The following is a 17,676-nucleotide window of genomic DNA, read 5'->3' as shown; positions in this document are numbered from 1 at the left end:
GAACATTATTTCGAATTTTGGATTGACTCAGAAATTGTCCAGCCCGTCTAAATGGTTATTACGTTTGAAGGGACGGTTATTTGGTGATTTCTGTCTGTGCGATTCGGGTTGCAATAAATAAGGCTCCATTTTTAGTATTTGCCAAGCCCATTCCGCAATCCAATACTCAGCATTTTGGTTGTGCGTTGACCTTGCGTTTACTACATGTATAACTGATGCTCGTGACAGAGATCGAACAGTATCATCTTCGTTTGGTAAGACTGAAGATTTGCTATCTGGTTTCGTAAAATGCCGCGTGAGGAGAGATTTTTCATTAGCTGTTAGTGTTCTGAGTTTACGCCTGTATCGCTCAACTTGCTCAACGGTTGAGCTTATCTCAATCGTTTTCTCAGATATCGATGTCGGTATTATCTCTTTTCCTCTGTTTAATATTTCTGCTGAAATGCGGCGGTACCCAATCCAATTGCCAAGGTGATAGGAGATTATTATTGCTCCGACAGAAAAAAATAGAAAAAATGAGAATGTAGATGGAGAGTCGAATAGTGATAAAACTGTATGTCTCTGATTTGCATCCAGTATTACTGCTCCCAATATGGGTGCGAAGATGACGGCGGCTATTTGGACCAAAATCGCAATTGTTTTCACAGATTCATCTCAAAGACTTATGTGACTTAAACATTTGAATCGTTTCCTGTTATCAACTAGGAAAAATCTCCTTCACCCCATACATCTCCATCACCACCTCATCAATCCGCTGCTCGATCGAGCTGACTCGCGACTGGTAGTACGTCCTATCTTTCTCCGTCTTAGCCGATGCAAGGCGCTTCCTCACATCGAGCATCTGCCGCACGAGGTCCTCGATTTGAGCTCGTAACGTATTCGCATGTTTGTCGTCCTTGTCGGGCACGACAATCGGGAGTTGGGAGACGTACATCGGTTTGTACTCGTAATAGCCACCTTGCCTGGTTGCGGAGATGCTGTGCATGAAGAAGTCGAGCACTTTCGAGTTCAAGAGGCCGAGAAGGTACAGATCGGTTGTCGGGATTATCGCGGTCTTGTCGTTTGAGTAAAAGCTTTGATCATCATACGCGTACGATGCCTTCTGGACAATGGCCGGAATGATGATCTTTGGCCTCTCAAACTCCTCATAATAATCCACCGTATCCTGAAGCTCGTACCATTTGTAGCTGCCGGGTTTTCTGCCTTCCCAATTCGTGCCAGTGAAATTCTTTGGCTTGGGCATGAGGCGGGACTTGAACTGCTTTAGATGGCGTTCGATGGCCGGATAATCCTTGATGTTTATGCCGCGTCGGGTAAAGATCAGCCATTTGTTGCTCTTCAACGGCTCATACCTCTTGATATCCCTCCCTGCCAGAAAGGGCTTAATCAACTCGGCGCTGCGCGGGTCCTCGGCGATGAGCTGCGCGCGTACGGCGTCGTCGATGACGAAGGCTTCGTTGAGGCCGGTTTTGATGCCGTAGTAGATCTTGCCTTTGACGTACTCGGAAAGCGGAATGCCGGCGGCGCGGATTTTTTCGAGCAGGGCCTGTGTGTGCTCGTCGGAGAGGGACCAGCCTTCGTCGCTGAGCGTGCTTTGCCGCACGGTGTAGGCGAGGCGGCGGCGCTCTTCGTGCAGGTCTTCGAAGTTGAGTGTGTCGATTTTTACGGCCTCGAAGCTGTCGGCGGGCTCATCTTTGGAGATAAACAGCAGGCAGGGATAGGTGGTGACGCCGGGGAAGACGGGCAGATCGCCGAAATCGGTGATTTCTTCTATATGCTGCTGCTTGAGCCAGGCCGCGCAGCGGGCGCCGTAATTGGCCCGCAACCATTTGTTGGCCACGATGTATCCGAAGCGTCCTTTGGGCCTGAGCAGCGTCACCGCCCGCTCGATGAAGTAGGCGTAGAGATCCGCCACGCCGTGATACACCTTGTAATGCGTCTTGTAATAGCCCTTCTGCACGGGACCCAGCGTCTCCTGACGCACGTAGGGGGGATTGCCGAGCACCACATCGAAGCCGCCGTTTTTCATGGCCTCGGGGAAGGCGAGGCGGTAATCGAGTGGGTAGAGGTCGCGCTCTTCGTCGCCGTTGAACAAGTTGCCGTCGAGTATGTCCGACTCGATGAGCGAATTCCCCGGTATGATATTCTTCGAAAGATCGGGGAGGATTTTCTCGTGAAACAGCGTCTGCATTTCGTTGGCGGTGGCGGTGCTTTCGTCCTCCAGCAGCTTGAGGTACAGCGAGAGCTGCGTCACCTCCACAGCCTGCGCATCCTTATCCACGCCGAACACGGAATTACGGAGTATGTTCTGCTTGAGCCGCAGCGAAAGCACCCAGCGTCCGTCCAGCTCGTGGCAGCCGTCTTTCTTCGCCTTGTCGGGATGCGCGTTGTACCATTCGGTGTGATAGCGCAGCAGCGTATCGAACACGGTGATCAGGAAGGAGCCGCTGCCGCAGGCGATATCCGCAAAACGCATGCCCGCGATCTGCGCCGGTGTGCGATCTTTTATCACTTCGCCCACGGTGCGGTCCACGATATAGCGCACGATGAATTCGGGGGTGTAATACACTCCGCCGGCCTTGCGCACTTCGGGCTTTTCTTCGACCTTGGCCTGCTTGGCGGTGGCGCGTATCACCTTGCCGAGAAAGCGCTCGTAAATGGATCCGAGTATGTGTATGGGAATGGCGTTGAAATCGTACGGCGACTCGGCCCGCGAAAAGCGCGCAAGCACGGCGGCGAACTCGGCTTCGTCGGGACCCTTGCACGCCGGCACGTCTATGCTGTGCGCGCGGAACACCACGCCGTTGTACTTGGCGTTGAGGCGCCGCGACGTGTCGAGAAACTCCTCCCACACGCCTTTTTTCTTGCCCAGCGATCCGATTTCGAGATCGGGTTCGATGAGCTTGTCTTCCAGGAAGCGCATGAACACGATGCGGTCTATGCAGCGCTGCACGGCCTCGGTGAGCAACTCGCCGTCCCAATCCTCGTTGCGCTTCTTGAACGCCTTCGCCAGGATGAGGCGCATGTCGTCCAGCTCGGCCAGAAAGGCGGCGTCGATTTCGCGTGTGTCTTCGAGCGCGAGGCGCTGCTGCTTGCCCGCTCCGGCTTTGGGTCGGGGCAGGGCGTCCACGAAACGCGATATCGCATCGCCCTCCACCGCTTCGCGGCCGAAGAGATAGTACAGTTCGGCGAAGGCGTCCTTGTCCGCATACTGCGAGTAATGGAATTGCTTGACCAGCCGCCCCGAAATCGTGGAGATATCCGGCTTGAAGCGCGCGTCGAGTATGTGGAATTCCTCGAAATCCGTCAGCACCGCGATGGGCGTTTTGGCGCTCGAGGCATAGCGCACGGCCTGAAAGTAATCGTCGGCATTCTTCAGGTTGCGCGAGGGTTTCTTGGCCTCCACGAAAAACACCGGATTGCGGTAATCCGGTGCGAGATAAAAGGCGTAGTCCGCCCGGCGTTGCGTGCGCACGTCCGGCTTTTTCTCGATTTTCACTTCCTGTTTGTAGGGATCCTTCTGCGTTTCATGCATCACATCCCAGCCCAGCGCCGTGAAGAAGCGGTCGATGAAATCGCGGCGCGCTTCCTGTTCCTGATACGCGGGACTGAGGTAATACTTTTCCCCGGCCTGGAAGGTGCTCACAAGCTCGGCAACGGACGCGAAGGCGGATTCAAACATCAAGGGGAACCCACAAATAATGATAGACTACTACGAAATGTACGAAGAAAATTCTTGTAACGCGAGAGAGAAAATCAAGACTTAGGAATCGGTCCGGCATAGGTGGAGGTAATCGTCGACCATGCGGCACCGGTACATTGAGCTAACGCGCCCGTACCCCGGCGGACGTCTCCCAGACTTCGTTATAACAGTCGAGCCGAGACAAGGTGAACAGCAGAGGGTTGAGCGGTTTCGGATCGCTGGTATTCCGAGAGAATCTTGGACCGATTTGCTTTCTTCAGAGAGGATGCTTAAATTTTGTTAACCTTTATCGTTAATACTATGATCCGCGAAGTGGAAATCAGTTACAAAAGCCGAAGCCTTGAAAAGCGCTTGACCGACCCTAAAGAGCTGTTAAAAAATTATGGCCAGCTTGCCAGGAAAGTGAATCAACGTCTTCAGGAATTGGCCGCTGCGGATACGCTGGCGATCATGAGGACGCTTCCGGCGGCGCGATGCCACGAACTGACGGGCGACCGTAAAGGTGAATTGGCGGTAGATGTGTCTCCGAATTACAGGATGGTTTTTGAGCCGAAGCATAACCCGATACCCAAAAAAGATGATGGAGGATTGGAGTGGGAAGAAATTACCAAAATTCAGATTAACGACATCGAAGACTATCACTAGAAAAACAGACAGAAAAACGAAACGTCATGGCAACGAACATTGAAATAGCAGCATCATTCCTTTCACCTCCCGGCGACACCATTCAGGAGCATCTCGATTATCTTGGCATGAGCCAGGCCGAACTTGCCGAGCGAATGGGAAGGCCCAAGGAGAAGATAAACGACATCATTAAAGGACGAGAGCCGATTACGACCGCAACCGCTTTTCAGTTGGAGAACGTTCTGGGTATTCCTGCCGGCTTTTGGCTGAACAGAGAAACGTCATACCGGAAGGAGCTGTATGCCTTGCAGCAACAGGCGGAACTTGAAAAGGAAAAAGACTGGTTGAGTGCATTTCCTGTGGCAGCAATGCGAAAATACGGCTGGTTGCCCGACACCAGAAAGAAAAACCTGTTAGTTGAGAGCTTGTTGAAGTTCTTTTCCGTCGCCTCCGCCGGGGAATGGAAACGTATTTACATTGACGCGGAAGTTTCGGTAGCTTTTCGCGTTTCTCTGGCACATACGCAAAGTCCGCATGCTGTTTCCGCCTGGCTGCGCAAAGGAGAGATACAGGCAAAAGAAATTGTATTGGCGGAGTTTAACAAAAGCAATTTCAGGAATGCCTTGAGTGAAATAAAAGAACTTGCCTTCCTGATGCCCGATGATTTTGCGCAACAGTTACAACGCATATGTGCCGCATGCGGTGTGGCGGTTGTATTCACACAGAATTTGCCCAAAGCTCCCATAAGCGGCGCCACGCGCTGGTTTCATAACAAACCCATTATTCAGCTTTCGGGAAGATATAAAACCAACGACCATTTTTGGTTCACCTTCTTTCATGAAGCGGCACATATCATTTGGCATGGCAAGAAAGATATTTTCCTGGAAAATGTTGAAGGCGCAGACATTGACCGACAGAAAGAGAGCGAAGCCAATTCTTTTGCAGCAAGGATATTGTTGCCTGAAAGCGAATTGCAGGAAATCGTCGCATCAGCCCCGCTGACAGAAAAAATGATCTGCTCGTTCGCAGAAAAATTCAGGACTCCCGCAGGCGTCATCATCGGCAGACTGCAATATTTACGGCTCATTCCAATTCATTTTGGTAATGGGTTCAGACACAAGATTGACTTGTTCGCGTAACGTTGCTCGGTTCGCCATGTGAAATACGCGTTTGTGCTGACCACCTGATGCATCGGCCGCGCTTCAGGCAATCCCCGGCAAATCGCACAAACGCTCCCGCACACTGGAGCCCTCCTTTATCCATCCGGCGAACGTCTCAGGCCTGTGGAAGGAGGGCACCGGGCGGCGGCTGAGATCTCCGAAGAAGGATACGATCCTGTTTCCGGAAGATTTGGGACTGAGTGGCTCAGGGAGTACCTGCGCAGCATTTGACGCCGGCTACTCCGAGCTAGAAGAAGGAGAACACCGAGGACGATGTTTGGAGCAGAGTTCAAGGCTCCCCATCATGTAGAGACGTTGCATGCAAGGTCTCTACGTGATGGGGAGAGGCCTCGGATTCGCTTCCGGGCCTCGGCCGAAGCTTATGTCAGCATCCGGACGGTACTTGTGAAGAGTGTAAAAACGCGGACGTTGGCCCTTCGACGGTAGTTGCCCTTCGCTACGCTCAGGGCCCGACGGCTGCTCAGTTTGACGGAAATTGTCGATCTTAGTGCTGATCATGTACCTTTGTATCCTCACGAGGAGCGATCATGGCCGACAATACCAAGCTTCAGCGCTCGCTGCGCATTCTCCTGAAGCTCGCGAGGGAGCGCGAGGTCACTGTGAACGATCTGTACGATTTCTTCGACGGCGAGATTACGCGGCGCACCATTCAGCGCACGCTCAGCGATCTGTCGTCCGCCAATATTCCTATCGTGAGCAGAAGGGGAGCGCATAACGAATATCACTATTCGCTCGAACGGGCGTTCGACCATATTCCCGAGACGCTCACGGCGGACGAAACGCTCGCGGCGGTGTTGCTGTCGCAATCCGCCGGCATTTTTCAGGGTACGCGGATAGGGGAGGATATCAACGCGGTATTCGCGAAGCTGGAGCAGTTGCTCCCGAGCGGGGCGCTGGCTGTCCCCTCGGCGTTTACCGGCGAACAGTACGTGTACAACTATCAGCCCGGAAGGGCGCTGCCCGGCGGCTATGCCGAAGCGCTGCATGCCGTGTTTCGCGGCATTTTGTCGGGCAGGGTGTGCCGCGTGCAGTACCGCGACAAACGCTATCTTTTCCATCCCTATTCATTGCTGCTCTACGGCGGTGCGCTGTACGTGGTCGGGAAGCAACCGCGTTACGGAAATCTGATTTACCTGGCCATGAACCGCATGAAAGCCGCGGAACTGCTGGACCAGACCTTCGAACGCGACCCGGACTTCAATCTCCAAAACTTTCTTGCCGGAAATTTCGGCATCTGGTATGAGAAGCCGGAGGACGTACGTATTCGCTTCGACGCAACGGTGCGCCCCTCCGTCGAGGATCGCCAGTGGCACGCCAGTCAGCGTATCGAAGCCCTCGAGGACGGCGGCGTAATTCTTTCCATGCGCGTCGGTCCTTCGCTCGAACTGGTCGCATGGATACTGCGCTGGGGTGCGCATGCCGAGGTGCTCGAACCCGCAACGCTGCGCAGGGAGATCCGAAAGACCGCTTCCGCCGTGGCGAAAATGTACCGGAAAGGGTAAACGCGCGTACTCCGGCGCACTGCGCAAGCCCTGCAAGCCCGTCCCATCCGGCGTTTCCGGACCTACCGAACATAGCCGTTTGACAGTTTGACGTCTTCTGTCGTTCTGCGCCCGTATCTTGTTATTACCACGATACAGAGTACGGAGTACACGATGGAACACACACAGCGGCTTTTCGACGAACTGGACAGCGCGGCCGAAGCTCTCAAAGCGGAAAACGGCCGCCTCTCACGGAAGTTGCTCGCACGAGTACGGGAGCTCCTGCCCGAGCCCTGCAACGACGAGGAAATCGCCGCACTGGCGCTTGTCGTCCATCAGACCGGGCGAGGCGCTTTGGAGGTACAAGGGTGCGATTTGATATCGCTGCTTTCGCGCCGCGCACCGGGTACTCCCCGTTGGGATGTGGTGCTGCCGCGCCTGGCGGAGAAAGGATTCATCGCGCTCAAAAATCCGGATGATCCGACGGACGCTTTCTCCGAGCTCAGCGGAGCGGCACTGCGGAACCTGAGCGTCACCCTCCTGCTTGAGTGCGAAGAAGCCGCCGCATTTCCCGGGTATGCGGACAACAGAGCCTACTTCAGGGACTGCTTCGCCTACATTGACGCGCTCTACGACTTTTTGCAGCAGCAGCATCCCGGCGGACGTTCGGGTCGCCGCTCCGGCAGAACGAGCGGCGCTTCCGCTCCCGCGGAGACGGAAAGCATGCGTCGCCGCATCGGTATTCTCACCCTGCACAGCACATGCCGGCTGCCGCTGGAGGAACTGCGCAACAGAGAAGGCCTGAGTGAACTGGACTGGCAGATGCTGCTTCTGCTGTGCCGCAAGGAACTGTCGTGCGACAGCATAGAAGTTCGTGAGCTCGCGCCGTTCTTCGGCAGCGATCCTTTCAGCATGTACGAATTGCGCAGATATTTCAGCGGCGAGGGAGCGCTCGTCGCGCGCGGACTCGTATCCCTGAACAACGGCGGCAGCGTCATGCGCATGGATGTCGATCTGCGTCAGGACCTCCTGGAACTCGTACTCGCGCCATCATGCGGCGGAACTTCAGTTGCGCCTGACAGAGAAGCAGAGGAGACAACCGACAGCGGAGATGGTTTTACCAGCAACGGCGAGTATCTCGACGCGTGGCTCGGTTTCCTGGAGAATCTGTATGACGAAGCGGTCGGCCAGAGACCCGCGCGTCGAAGGGCAAGCTCCGTGACCAGGACGTCTCTTTCCGAGAATCCGCTGTACCGTGAACTGCTCTCCCGCACAGCATGCAGTACCGCGGATATCCCGCTCGAACGTCTGATCCGCGAGCACGGATTCGGCGAGACCGAGCGCTTTATCATCGGCACCGCCATGCTCGCGGGCATGAAGGATACCTATATAGACATCCCTGATGTTCTGGTGCGTCTGAGCGCGAGTCTGACGGAAAGCTGGAAATTGCGCCGCCACTTCGAGCCATCTTCGCCGCTGCTACGTCACGGCTTCGTCGCCGTACGCACCATGGCCTTCGGCTCGCCCGATATCGCCATGCCCGCGGCGATGCTCCGTCGTGTCACAGCGGAGCAGGAACCTGAAACGGCTACGCTGCTTGTCAGCAACTCCGGACTGTTCGATGTCCGTATACCCCGTCACACGCTCGCCGCGGTGAAACTCGACGCGGCGGAGCATCTGCGCCTCGACGCGGCTGCGCGGGGGGTATGCGGCGAAGTCCGGGAACGCCTGCGGACCTGGGGTGTGAGCGGTGTGACCGCGTCGCGGCCCACGGAATCTCTGCTGCTGTTGTTCAGCGGTGAGCCCGGTACGGGTAAAACCTTCGCCGCGGAGGGCCTGGCCGGCACGCTCGGACGCCCCTTGCTCGTGACAGACATCAGCAGAATACTGTCCAAATGGGTAGGCGAGAGCCAGCAGAATGTCGCCGCCCTGTTCAGCGAATACCGCGAATTGTGCGCCTCCGCAGCCGCACCGCCCGTGTTGCTGCTGAACGAATGCGACCAGTTTCTCACCCATCGCATCGCTGAGAGCGGTCACAGCGTGGACCGGATGTACAGCCAGATGCAGAGCTTGTTTCTGGAAAATCTGGAGAGCTTTCCGGGCGTCCTCGTCGCCACGACGAATTTCACCGAAGCGATGGACGAGGCCTTCAGCCGGCGTTTTGACGAAAAAATCCTCTTCCAGCGACCGGACCTTTCCGTACGGCGAGAGCTGTGGGAAGCGCATATCCCCGAGGGTGTGCCCCGTGCTTCCGATGTCCGTCTGGAAGATCTCGCCGCCGCATGGCCGTTCTCGGGAGGGCAGATCGCCATAGCGGCCGCCGCGGCTCTGCGCAGTGCCGCACTTCGAGGAGACGTCCTCCGCATGAACGACCTGCAAACGGCATGTATGCGTGAAGCGGAAGGATCGTTTGAAACAGCATCGAGAACACTGGGCTTCCGGCAATGACCTCATCGCAACGTCGAAGTACTATCGAAAGTCTCGAGGTTTGAGCGACACTAACGGCATATTCTGATCAACGGAATGATTCAAGCGCAAGAGAAAAAGGAGAAAGAGACAAAATGCATATCATCCCCCGCATGGTCGTAGGACTCGACATAGACGGAACGATAACCGCAGCACCGGAGTTTTTCAGCATGCTTACGAAAGCGGTATACAGAGAAGGCGGCAAGGTGCTCATAATCTCGGCGCGCACAAAAAGCTCCGCGGTGCGGGAACATACGGAAGATGAACTGCGCGGGTACGGCGTCATCTATTCCAAGCTGATCCTGCTGCCGACAGGAGAGGAAATGCTCGGTGAGGCCCCGAAGCAACTCGACTGGCTCGAACGCTTTCTCTGGCAAAAAGTCCATATAAGTGTTTGCGAACACGTACAGTGCTTTTTTGACGACGACCCGACCGTCATCGATCTGTTTAGCCGTTATGCACCGTGGGTGCAAATCTATCATTCAATCGTCCCTGAGAATTGACGATGGGGCAGGTGGCGAATGATGCGTTCGCAGCCCCCTCGCGGCGGGGAGTACGGCCCCGGACGGAAGTCCCCGAAGCGTTGTGCGGCATCTGAAACTCGCCGCAGCCGCAATCCGGCCGGTTTCAGGAGCTGCGGCAAACGAGTTGAGAACCATTTCGCCCTGCGTGGCTTCGTAGGGTATCCCGTGACCGCACGCAAATTTTCACAGTACCACAAGGAGAGAAAACAATGAAAGACATTCTGATCGAAAATCTGGACACGCTGTCGTACGGCGTATTGGACCCGCGCACGACGAACTTCCTGAGTGCCTACGACGACATGCGATCGGATCTGGAATCGGAACTGGACAACGATACCATCGAACTGCTGGCCGTCATCGTCCATCTTGGCGATTCAGGTGAAGAGGAGGTAAGCATGGAAGAGCTCAAAGCCGCGCCATTCAAGAAGACCCGAACGCCGGAGGAAGTGGAGCAGGGAGTACGCGCACTGGTCGAAGAGGGGCTTGTGGAGATATCGCGGCAGACCCGTGACGAAAAGACCTGCGCCATGCTCACACTCAGCGGAATGTTGAAGAGTGAATCGTAAGCGCTCCGCTCGCGAGACCGAAGGCAGACGATACGCGCATACGAAGCGCATAAAGAGACTGAGTACAGCAAACGAGCAATTATCGGGGGCCAGAAAATCATGAACACCGTCAGCAAACGTCTCGAGGACATATTGGGCGACAATTATTTTCGTCCGTACGACGTACACGCGCTTAACCTAGTTTCGGAGAAGGACGAAGGAATGGCGGTACTGAAAGCGCTGTGGGATTTGTACACAGCCGTAGATTTTTCATTTCACGCACCGGGTAACTCGTTTCGGCGCAACGTGTTAATCGAAGTCACCATGCAATTCCGTTTACGTCACGATCAAAGATTACTTGCCTTGCTCGGAAGGAATGAAGACCGCGTGCGGGAGTATCACGAGAATCTGCGTACGCTCATCGGCATGCTGCGGCATACGCGAACCCGGACGATGGAGGGTGCGGCACTCACCCTGTTGCGGGATTTCGACTACGAGCACGATACGCTCGAGATCTATTCGACCTGGCACACCCCGGAAGGCATTGAAGCGACCTTGCGTACCTATGCGAATCTGTCGGCGGAAATTCCAGGCAGGATTCGCTACGTGCGGAGGGAATGAACGAAGAGACGCAGAGGAGAGGATTTTTAACGCAGAGTCGCAGAGATGCAGAGACGCAGAGGAGAAGATTTTTAACGCAGAGTCGCAGAGATGCAGAGACGCAGAGGAGAAGATTTTTAACGCAGAGTCGCAGAGATGCAGAGACGCAGAGGAGGGGATTTTTAACGCAGAGTCGCAGAGATGCAGAGACGCGGAGGAGAAGATTTTTAACGCAGAGTCGCAGAGATGCAGAGACGCGGAGGAGGGGATTTTTAACGCAAAGTCGCAGAGATGCAGAGACGCGGAGGAATTTTTTTAAGGTCTGATGTGGCTGGGTTCATTCTGAAACGATCGGGATGGATCATTCCGACACCCACATCATGATCGAGGTTTCGGCGATATCTCCCCCTATCATTTTCCGCTGCGCCTCTGCCTCTCTGCGCCGGCCCCTGAGCGAAGTCGAAGGGCTGCGTTACATTCTCCTCTGCGCCTCTGCTTCTTTGCGTCTCTGCGTTACATTCCCCTCTTTTCCCCGGCGCCTCTGCGGTTAGAGGCCGTTTACTACGCGGTGCACTCCGTCCTTCACGAGCTTCTCACCGAAGTTGATGACCAGTCCCAGCTTCAGATTCATCAGGCGCAGATAGGTCAATACCTGCGCCTGGAAAATATCGTTGTATAGCGAAACGGCCTTGCACTCGACAAGCACGAGATTGTTCACCAGCAGGTCGATGCGGAAACTGGATTCGAGAGGTGTTCCCTTATAGCTGATCGGCAGAACGAGCTGCCGTTCGACGTTCATCCCCGCCCGCCCCAACTCCCAGACGAGAGGTTCCTCGTACGCACGTTCAAGCAGACCGGGACCGCCCAGTGTTCTGTGTACCTCGATGGCGCAATCTACGATTATTTGGCTGACATCGTTTTCGTGCATGACGACAACTCCCCATTGTTGAAAAAAGAACAGACTATGCAACATGTACAGGAAAGACGCGGCGGGCAAGTCCAATCTACGGTACTATGGTGGAGCCGCAGGGGAGGGGAATTGAACGCAAAGTCGCAGAGATGCAGAGTCGCAGAGGAGATTTTAACGCAGAGTCGCAGAGATGCAGAGACGCCGAGGAGATTTTAACGCAGAGTCGCAGAGGAGATTTTAACGCAGAGTCGCAGAGATGCAGAGACGCAGAGGAATTTTTTTTAGGTCTGATGTGGCTAGGTTCATTCTGAAACGATCGGGATGGATCATTCCGCCACCAACATCATGATCGAGGTTTCGGCGATATCTCCCCCTATCATTTCCCTCTGCGCCTTTGCAACTCTGCGCCTATGCGTTAAATGTCCCTCTGCGCCTTTGCAACTCTGCGCCTCTGCGTTAAATGTCCCTCTGCGCCTCTGCAACTCTGCGCCTCTGCGTTAAATGTCCCTCTGCGCCTTTGCAACTCTGCGCCTCTGCGTTAAATGTATCTCTGCGCCTTTGCAACACTGCGCCTCTGCGTTAAATGTCCCTCTGCGCCTTTGCAACTCTGCGCCTCTGCGTTAAATGTCCCTCTGCGCCTTTGCAACTCCTGAGCGTAGTCGAAGGGGCGCCTCTGCGTTAAATGTCCCTCTGCGCCTTTGCAACTCTGCGCCTCTGCGTTAAAATCCCCTCTGCGTCTCCGCGTTGGCAGGGCGCTCCGATGCTGCATACTTCGGTATACAGTGGCGAATCGTGGAAAATCGCCGCGTATTGAAGGAAGCGCCTGGAAATGCCGCATACGGGAGTTTACAGCGGCGGGGTTGGGAGAGGATGGGGGATGGCGCTGTTTGTCTAAATCGCATGGTTATTGAGGGATTTGGGTGCAGCCCGGAGTGTTGGCACAGTCTGTGCATTGATATGCTCTATCAATGCACAGACAGGTGTCAGGCATGCCGTCACATCGTACTTGTTCGAACTTCCATCCACGATGCGTTATCCTCCACGCGCTGCTTGCGGCAGCGGCCGTTCTGCTCCTGAGCGAGTACGGTGCGGCGCAAGACGCGGCGACGTTTTTCCGGCAGAACTGCATGAGCTGCCACAGCATTGGCGGCGGTCCGCTCACGGGTCCCGATCTGAAGGACGTGCACAAGCGCCGCGAAAAGGAGTGGACGCTGTCCTTCATGATGGATCCGAAGGCCATGATAGACAAGGGTGACGCGACCGCGCGGCAATTGCTGCAGGAGTTTCGTGGTGTGATGATGCCCACGCTGCCCACGGTGACGCGGGCCCGCGCCGAGGAATTGTACGCGCTGATCGAAAAGGAATCAGCGCTGGAAGCGTCGGAATTCAAGGGCGTGCAGGTGGACGACCGTCCCTTTACCGCTGCCGATGTGGCGGCGGGACGCAAGTTGTTCAACGGAGACGTTCGTCTGAGCAACGGCGCCGCGTCCTGCATGAGCTGCCATGCGGTGCAAGGCATTGGTGGTCTCGGCGGCGGCACGCTGGGTCCAGACTTGACCACGGTATTCGAGCGCTATCAGAATCGTAAAAATCTGAGCACCTGGCTGGCCGCGCCCGCCACACCCACCATGCAGGCGGTGTTCAAGCAGACGCCGCTTACGGAGGGGGAGATTCGTTCACTCGTCGCCTATTTCGAGAACACGCTGCAGCGCAATCCGGCGGACACCTCCACGGCGCGTTTGAATTTTCTGCTCTTCGGCCTCGGAGGTGTGATACTCGTGCTCGGCCTCTTCGATGTGATATGGAGCAAGCGATTCAGGAGCGTGCGACGCGCGCTGGTGGAACGCATGCGCCGCAGGGCGGGTCACGATGCGGTGTAATCCCGCGCTCAACCGTATTCCGCTACGACGTTCATCAATGGAAATGGAGTCCTGACTCATGAAAGACAGCGCCAACAGCAATCCCTGGATTCGGGACGAGGAAGACGCGAAGGATCGCGGCTGGGAAGAATTTTATCGCAACCGCTGGCAGCACGACAAGGTGGTGCGCAGCACGCACGGCGTGAATTGCACCGGCAGTTGCACGTGGATGATTCACGTCAAGGACGGCATCGTCACCTGGGAAATGCAGGGTCTCGATTATCCGATGCTGGAGTCCGGTTTGCCGCCCTATGAGCCGCGCGGCTGCCAGCGCGGGATTTCCTTTTCCTGGTATCTGTACAGTCCGCTGCGCGTCAAGTATCCGTACATCCGCGGGGCGCTGCTGGACCTGTGGAACAAGGCGCGGGTGGATTTTGACGATCCGGTGGAGGCCTGGCAATCGCTGATGAACAATCCCGAATCCCGCAAGCGCTGGCAAGTGGCGCGCGGCAAGGGGGGATTCCGCCGCACAACCTGGGACGTGGTGCTGGAAATCATGGCCTCCGCCAACATTCACACAATCAAGAAACACGGCCCGGACCGTATCGCGGGCTTTTCGCCCATTCCGGCAATGTCCATGATCAGCTATGCCTCCGGCGCGCGCATGCTGCAGCTCATGGGAGGCGTGGCGCTGTCCTTCTACGACTGGTACTGCGATCTGCCGTCGGCTTCACCCGAAACCTGGGGAGAGCAAACGGACGTGAACGAAAGCGCGGACTGGTACAACGCCAAGCTGCTCGCGGTGATGGGTTCCAATCTCAACATGACGCGCACGCCGGACTGTCACTTCGCCGCGGAATCCCGTCACAACGGGACGAAGATGTACGTATTCTCGCCGGACTTCAATCAGGTGGCCAAATACGCCGACAAGTGGGTGTCGCTCAACGCCGGTCAGGACGGCGCCTGGTGGATGGCGGTGAATCACGTGCTGCTGACCGAATATCACGTACAGACGAAGACGCCGTATTTCATAGACTATGCGAAAAAATTCTCCGACGCGCCGTTTCTTGTGGAGATTACGAAAGAGAAAGACGCATACGAGGCGGGACAGCTTCTGCGCGCTGGACGCTTGCAGCGTTACTCCGGCGAAGAGCACGGCGAGTGGAAATTCCTCATGTGGGATGCAGCGAGCGATGCGCCGAAAATGCCCATGGGCAGCGCCGGGCATCGCTGGGGCAGCGAAAAAGGGAAATGGAATCTGGAACTGAAAGACGGCAGCGACGGCAGCGCCATAGAACCCGAGCTGAGCTTCCTGGACGCACGCGACGACGTCGTACCCGTCCGTTTCGACGATTTCGCCGAAGGCCGCAATCTGTATCGCGACGTCCCCGTGCGTCGCCTGACACTGGCGGACGGCTCCGTCGCTCTGGTCACCACCGTGTACGACATTCTCATGGCGCAGTACGGAGTGAGCCGCGGACTGAAGGGCGATTATCCGATGGATTACGACGACGAGAATTCGCCGTACACGCCGGCCTGGTCGGAAAAGTACACCGGCATCAGCAGGCAGGACCTCATTCAATTCGCGCGCGAGTGGGCGGTGACGGCCGAGCGCACCGGCGGCAAATGCACCGTGATCATCGGTGCCGGCATCAATCACTGGTATCACGCGAATCTGATGTACCGCGCCGCGATACACGCGCTGATGTTCGCCGGCTGCGTGGGCGTCAACGGCGGCGGACTGGCGCATTATGTGGGGCAGGAAAAACTCGCTCCAGGCGAATCCTGGGGCGCCATCGCCTTCGCCAAGGACTGGCACGCCGCCTCGCGCCTGCAGAACGCGCCGAGCTGGCATTACGTCAACACCGATCAGTGGCGCTACGAAAAGGAATTCACCGATTATCACACCGTGCCGCAGCGCGAGATGCAGGGATCGATCGCGAAGGGGCATACGATAGACGTGCAAGTCCGCGCCGTGCGTCAGGGGTGGCTGCCGTTCTACCCGCAATTCAACCGCAACACCGTCGCGCTGATGCAGGAATTGGCCGCGGAAGGGAAGAGCGACGACGCCTCCATTCGTGAGGAGGTCATCGCCCGGCTGAAAGATGGTCGTTTAACCTTTTCCGTGCAGGATCCTGACGCGGAGGAAAACTGGCCGCGCGTGTGGTACATCTGGCGCGGCAACGCCCTGATGTCCAGCAGCAAAGGCCATGAATACTTCCTGCGGCATTACCTCGGTACACATGACAACGCCATAGCGGGCGAGTTGGCAAAAGACAGCGTCAAGGAAATCGTGTGGCATGACAAGGTGCCGCATGGCAAAATGGATCTCGTCGTGGATCTCAATTTCCGCATGGACACTTCGGCGCTGTATTCGGACATCGTCCTTCCCGCGGCCACCTGGTACGAGAAGGCCGATCTGAATTCGACGGACATGCACAGCTTTATCCATCCGCTGTCCGCAGCCGTGCCGCCCTGTTGGGAATCGAAAAGCGATTGGCAGATTTTTTCCGCCATATCGAAAAAGTTTTCGGAACTGGCGGCGCGGCATTTTCCCGAGCCCGTGCGCGACCTCGTGCTCACGCCGCTGGCGCATGATTCGGCCGCGGAGATCGCTCAGCCCGACATGCGCGACTGGTACAAAGGCGAGATCGAGGCCGTGCCCGGCAAGACCATGCCCGGCATGACTATCGTCACTCGCGATTACCGGAAGCTGTACGAGCAGTATACGACGCTGGGTCCTCGCGTGCGCAGCAACGGTCTTGGCGCGCACGGCACGATTTACATGGTCGAGGATGAATACGACAAGCTCGCCGCGGAGCAACCGTCGGAATTCAGCAATGGTCTGCGCATGCCCTCGCTCAAAGAAGACACACAGGTCTGCGACGCCATTCTCAAACTCGCAACCGTCACCAACGGCGAACTCGCCTGGCGCTCGTATCGCAACATGGAAGAAAAGGTGGGTTTGCCTCTGGCGCATCTGGCCGAGAAAAATCGCGGCGTACGCATCAGCTACAAAGAGTTGCAGGGCAGACCCATGCGTTTGCTCAACAGTCCGATGTGGTCGGGTCTTACCGAGAACGGACGCGCCTATGCGCCCTTCACCTACAACAAGGAAGCGCTCGTGCCCTGGAGAACATTGACGGGACGCCAGCATCTGTATCTCGACCATCCCGGCTACATTCATTTCGGCGAGCATGTGCCGACGTACAAGCCCAAGCCGCTGCCCACGCAGTACTCGGATTTACGCTTCAGCGAGGAAGTGGGGAAGACCATCATGCTCAACTATCTCACGCCGCACGGCAAGTGGCACATCCACTCCACCTACGGCGACAATCAGCGTATGACCACGCTGTCCCGCGGCGTCGAACCCTTCTGGATCAACGACAAGGATGCCGAAGACATCGGTATAGTGGACAACGACTGGGTGGAGGTACACAACGATCACGGTGTGGTGGTGACGCGGGCGGCGGTAAGCGCGCGCATTCCCCGCGGCATCTGCATCATTTACCACTCGCCGGAGCGCACGTACTCCGTGCCGAAATCGCCGCTGCGCAACAACAAGCGCGCGGGCGGACACAATTCGCTGACACGCACGCGCCTCAAGCCCAATCTCATGGTAGGCGGCTACGGGCAGTTCACCTTCCATTTCAACTACTGGGGCCCGACCGGCTGCAACAGAGATACGCATGTGCTGGTCCGCAAACTTCCCGAACTCATCTGGTGACGGCATGAGCGCATCGACAAAACTCCCTACAGCACGCACGACACGACAGGAGACCA

12 protein-coding genes are annotated in these 17,676 nt (G+C 56.4%); 9 read left to right on the top strand and 3 right to left on the bottom strand.

Annotation, left to right across the window (positions count from 1 at the left end):
* Positions 1-27 precede the first annotated feature (27 nt).
* Both M5R41_05090 and M5R41_05085 read right to left on the bottom strand, forming a co-directional pair.
* Positions 28-645, bottom strand: a complete 618-nt coding sequence (locus M5R41_05090; protein MCZ7555763.1) for a superinfection exclusion B family protein — start codon at positions 643-645, stop codon at positions 28-30.
* A gap of 52 nt (positions 646-697) precedes the next feature.
* Positions 698-3,682 carry an Eco57I restriction-modification methylase domain-containing protein gene (locus M5R41_05085; GenBank protein MCZ7555762.1) on the bottom strand — a complete coding sequence of 995 codons (2,985 nt, stop codon included), beginning with the start codon at positions 3,680-3,682 and terminating at the stop codon, positions 698-700.
* Positions 3,683-4,003: 321 nt separating this feature from the next.
* Between M5R41_05085 and M5R41_05080 the strand changes: the two genes are divergently transcribed.
* From M5R41_05080 to M5R41_05050, 7 genes are all read left to right on the top strand, one after another.
* Complete coding sequence (locus M5R41_05080) at positions 4,004-4,348, top strand: type II toxin-antitoxin system RelE/ParE family toxin (protein MCZ7555761.1); 345 nt, start codon at positions 4,004-4,006, stop codon at positions 4,346-4,348.
* Positions 4,349-4,374: 26 nt separating this feature from the next.
* The gene (locus M5R41_05075) at positions 4,375-5,466 is read left to right on the top strand and encodes a HigA family addiction module antitoxin (GenBank protein ID MCZ7555760.1); all 1,092 of its coding nucleotides are present in this window, start codon (positions 4,375-4,377) and stop codon (positions 5,464-5,466) included.
* A gap of 569 nt (positions 5,467-6,035) precedes the next feature.
* Positions 6,036-7,010: a transcriptional regulator gene (locus tag M5R41_05070; GenBank protein MCZ7555759.1), complete on the top strand. Its 975-nt coding sequence runs from the start codon at positions 6,036-6,038 to the stop codon at positions 7,008-7,010.
* Between the two features lie 153 nt (positions 7,011-7,163).
* The gene (locus M5R41_05065; GenBank protein ID MCZ7555758.1) at positions 7,164-9,437 is read left to right on the top strand and encodes an ATP-binding protein; all 2,274 of its coding nucleotides are present in this window, start codon (positions 7,164-7,166) and stop codon (positions 9,435-9,437) included.
* Positions 9,438-9,550: 113 nt separating this feature from the next.
* Positions 9,551-9,958 (top strand): hypothetical protein, encoded by a 408-nt coding sequence (locus M5R41_05060; protein MCZ7555757.1) that lies wholly within the window; start codon positions 9,551-9,553, stop codon positions 9,956-9,958.
* 230 nt (positions 9,959-10,188) lie between these two features.
* Positions 10,189-10,545: a BREX-1 system adenine-specific DNA-methyltransferase PglX gene (locus M5R41_05055; GenBank protein ID MCZ7555756.1), complete on the top strand. Its 357-nt coding sequence runs from the start codon at positions 10,189-10,191 to the stop codon at positions 10,543-10,545.
* 99 nt (positions 10,546-10,644) lie between these two features.
* The gene (locus M5R41_05050) at positions 10,645-11,145 is read left to right on the top strand and encodes a hypothetical protein (protein ID MCZ7555755.1); all 501 of its coding nucleotides are present in this window, start codon (positions 10,645-10,647) and stop codon (positions 11,143-11,145) included.
* 526 nt (positions 11,146-11,671) lie between these two features.
* Here M5R41_05050 and M5R41_05045 read toward each other — a convergent pair.
* Complete coding sequence (locus tag M5R41_05045) at positions 11,672-12,052, bottom strand: GxxExxY protein (protein ID MCZ7555754.1); 381 nt, start codon at positions 12,050-12,052, stop codon at positions 11,672-11,674.
* Between the two features lie 971 nt (positions 12,053-13,023).
* Between M5R41_05045 and M5R41_05040 the strand changes: the two genes are divergently transcribed.
* A complete protein-coding gene (locus tag M5R41_05040; GenBank protein ID MCZ7555753.1) occupies positions 13,024-13,914 on the top strand; it encodes a cytochrome c in 891 nt (296 codons plus the stop codon).
* A gap of 58 nt (positions 13,915-13,972) precedes the next feature.
* The gene (locus M5R41_05035; GenBank protein ID MCZ7555752.1) at positions 13,973-17,620 is read left to right on the top strand and encodes a nitrate reductase subunit alpha; all 3,648 of its coding nucleotides are present in this window, start codon (positions 13,973-13,975) and stop codon (positions 17,618-17,620) included.
* Positions 17,621-17,676: the final 56 nt, after the last annotated feature.

This window comes from Bacteroidia bacterium (assembly GCA_027493955.1).
GTDB lineage: Bacteria > Bacteroidota > Ignavibacteria > SZUA-365 > SZUA-365 > JAOSJT01.
Note: the sequence above shows the minus strand (reverse complement) of the source record. Positions and strands in the feature narration are given on the sequence as shown.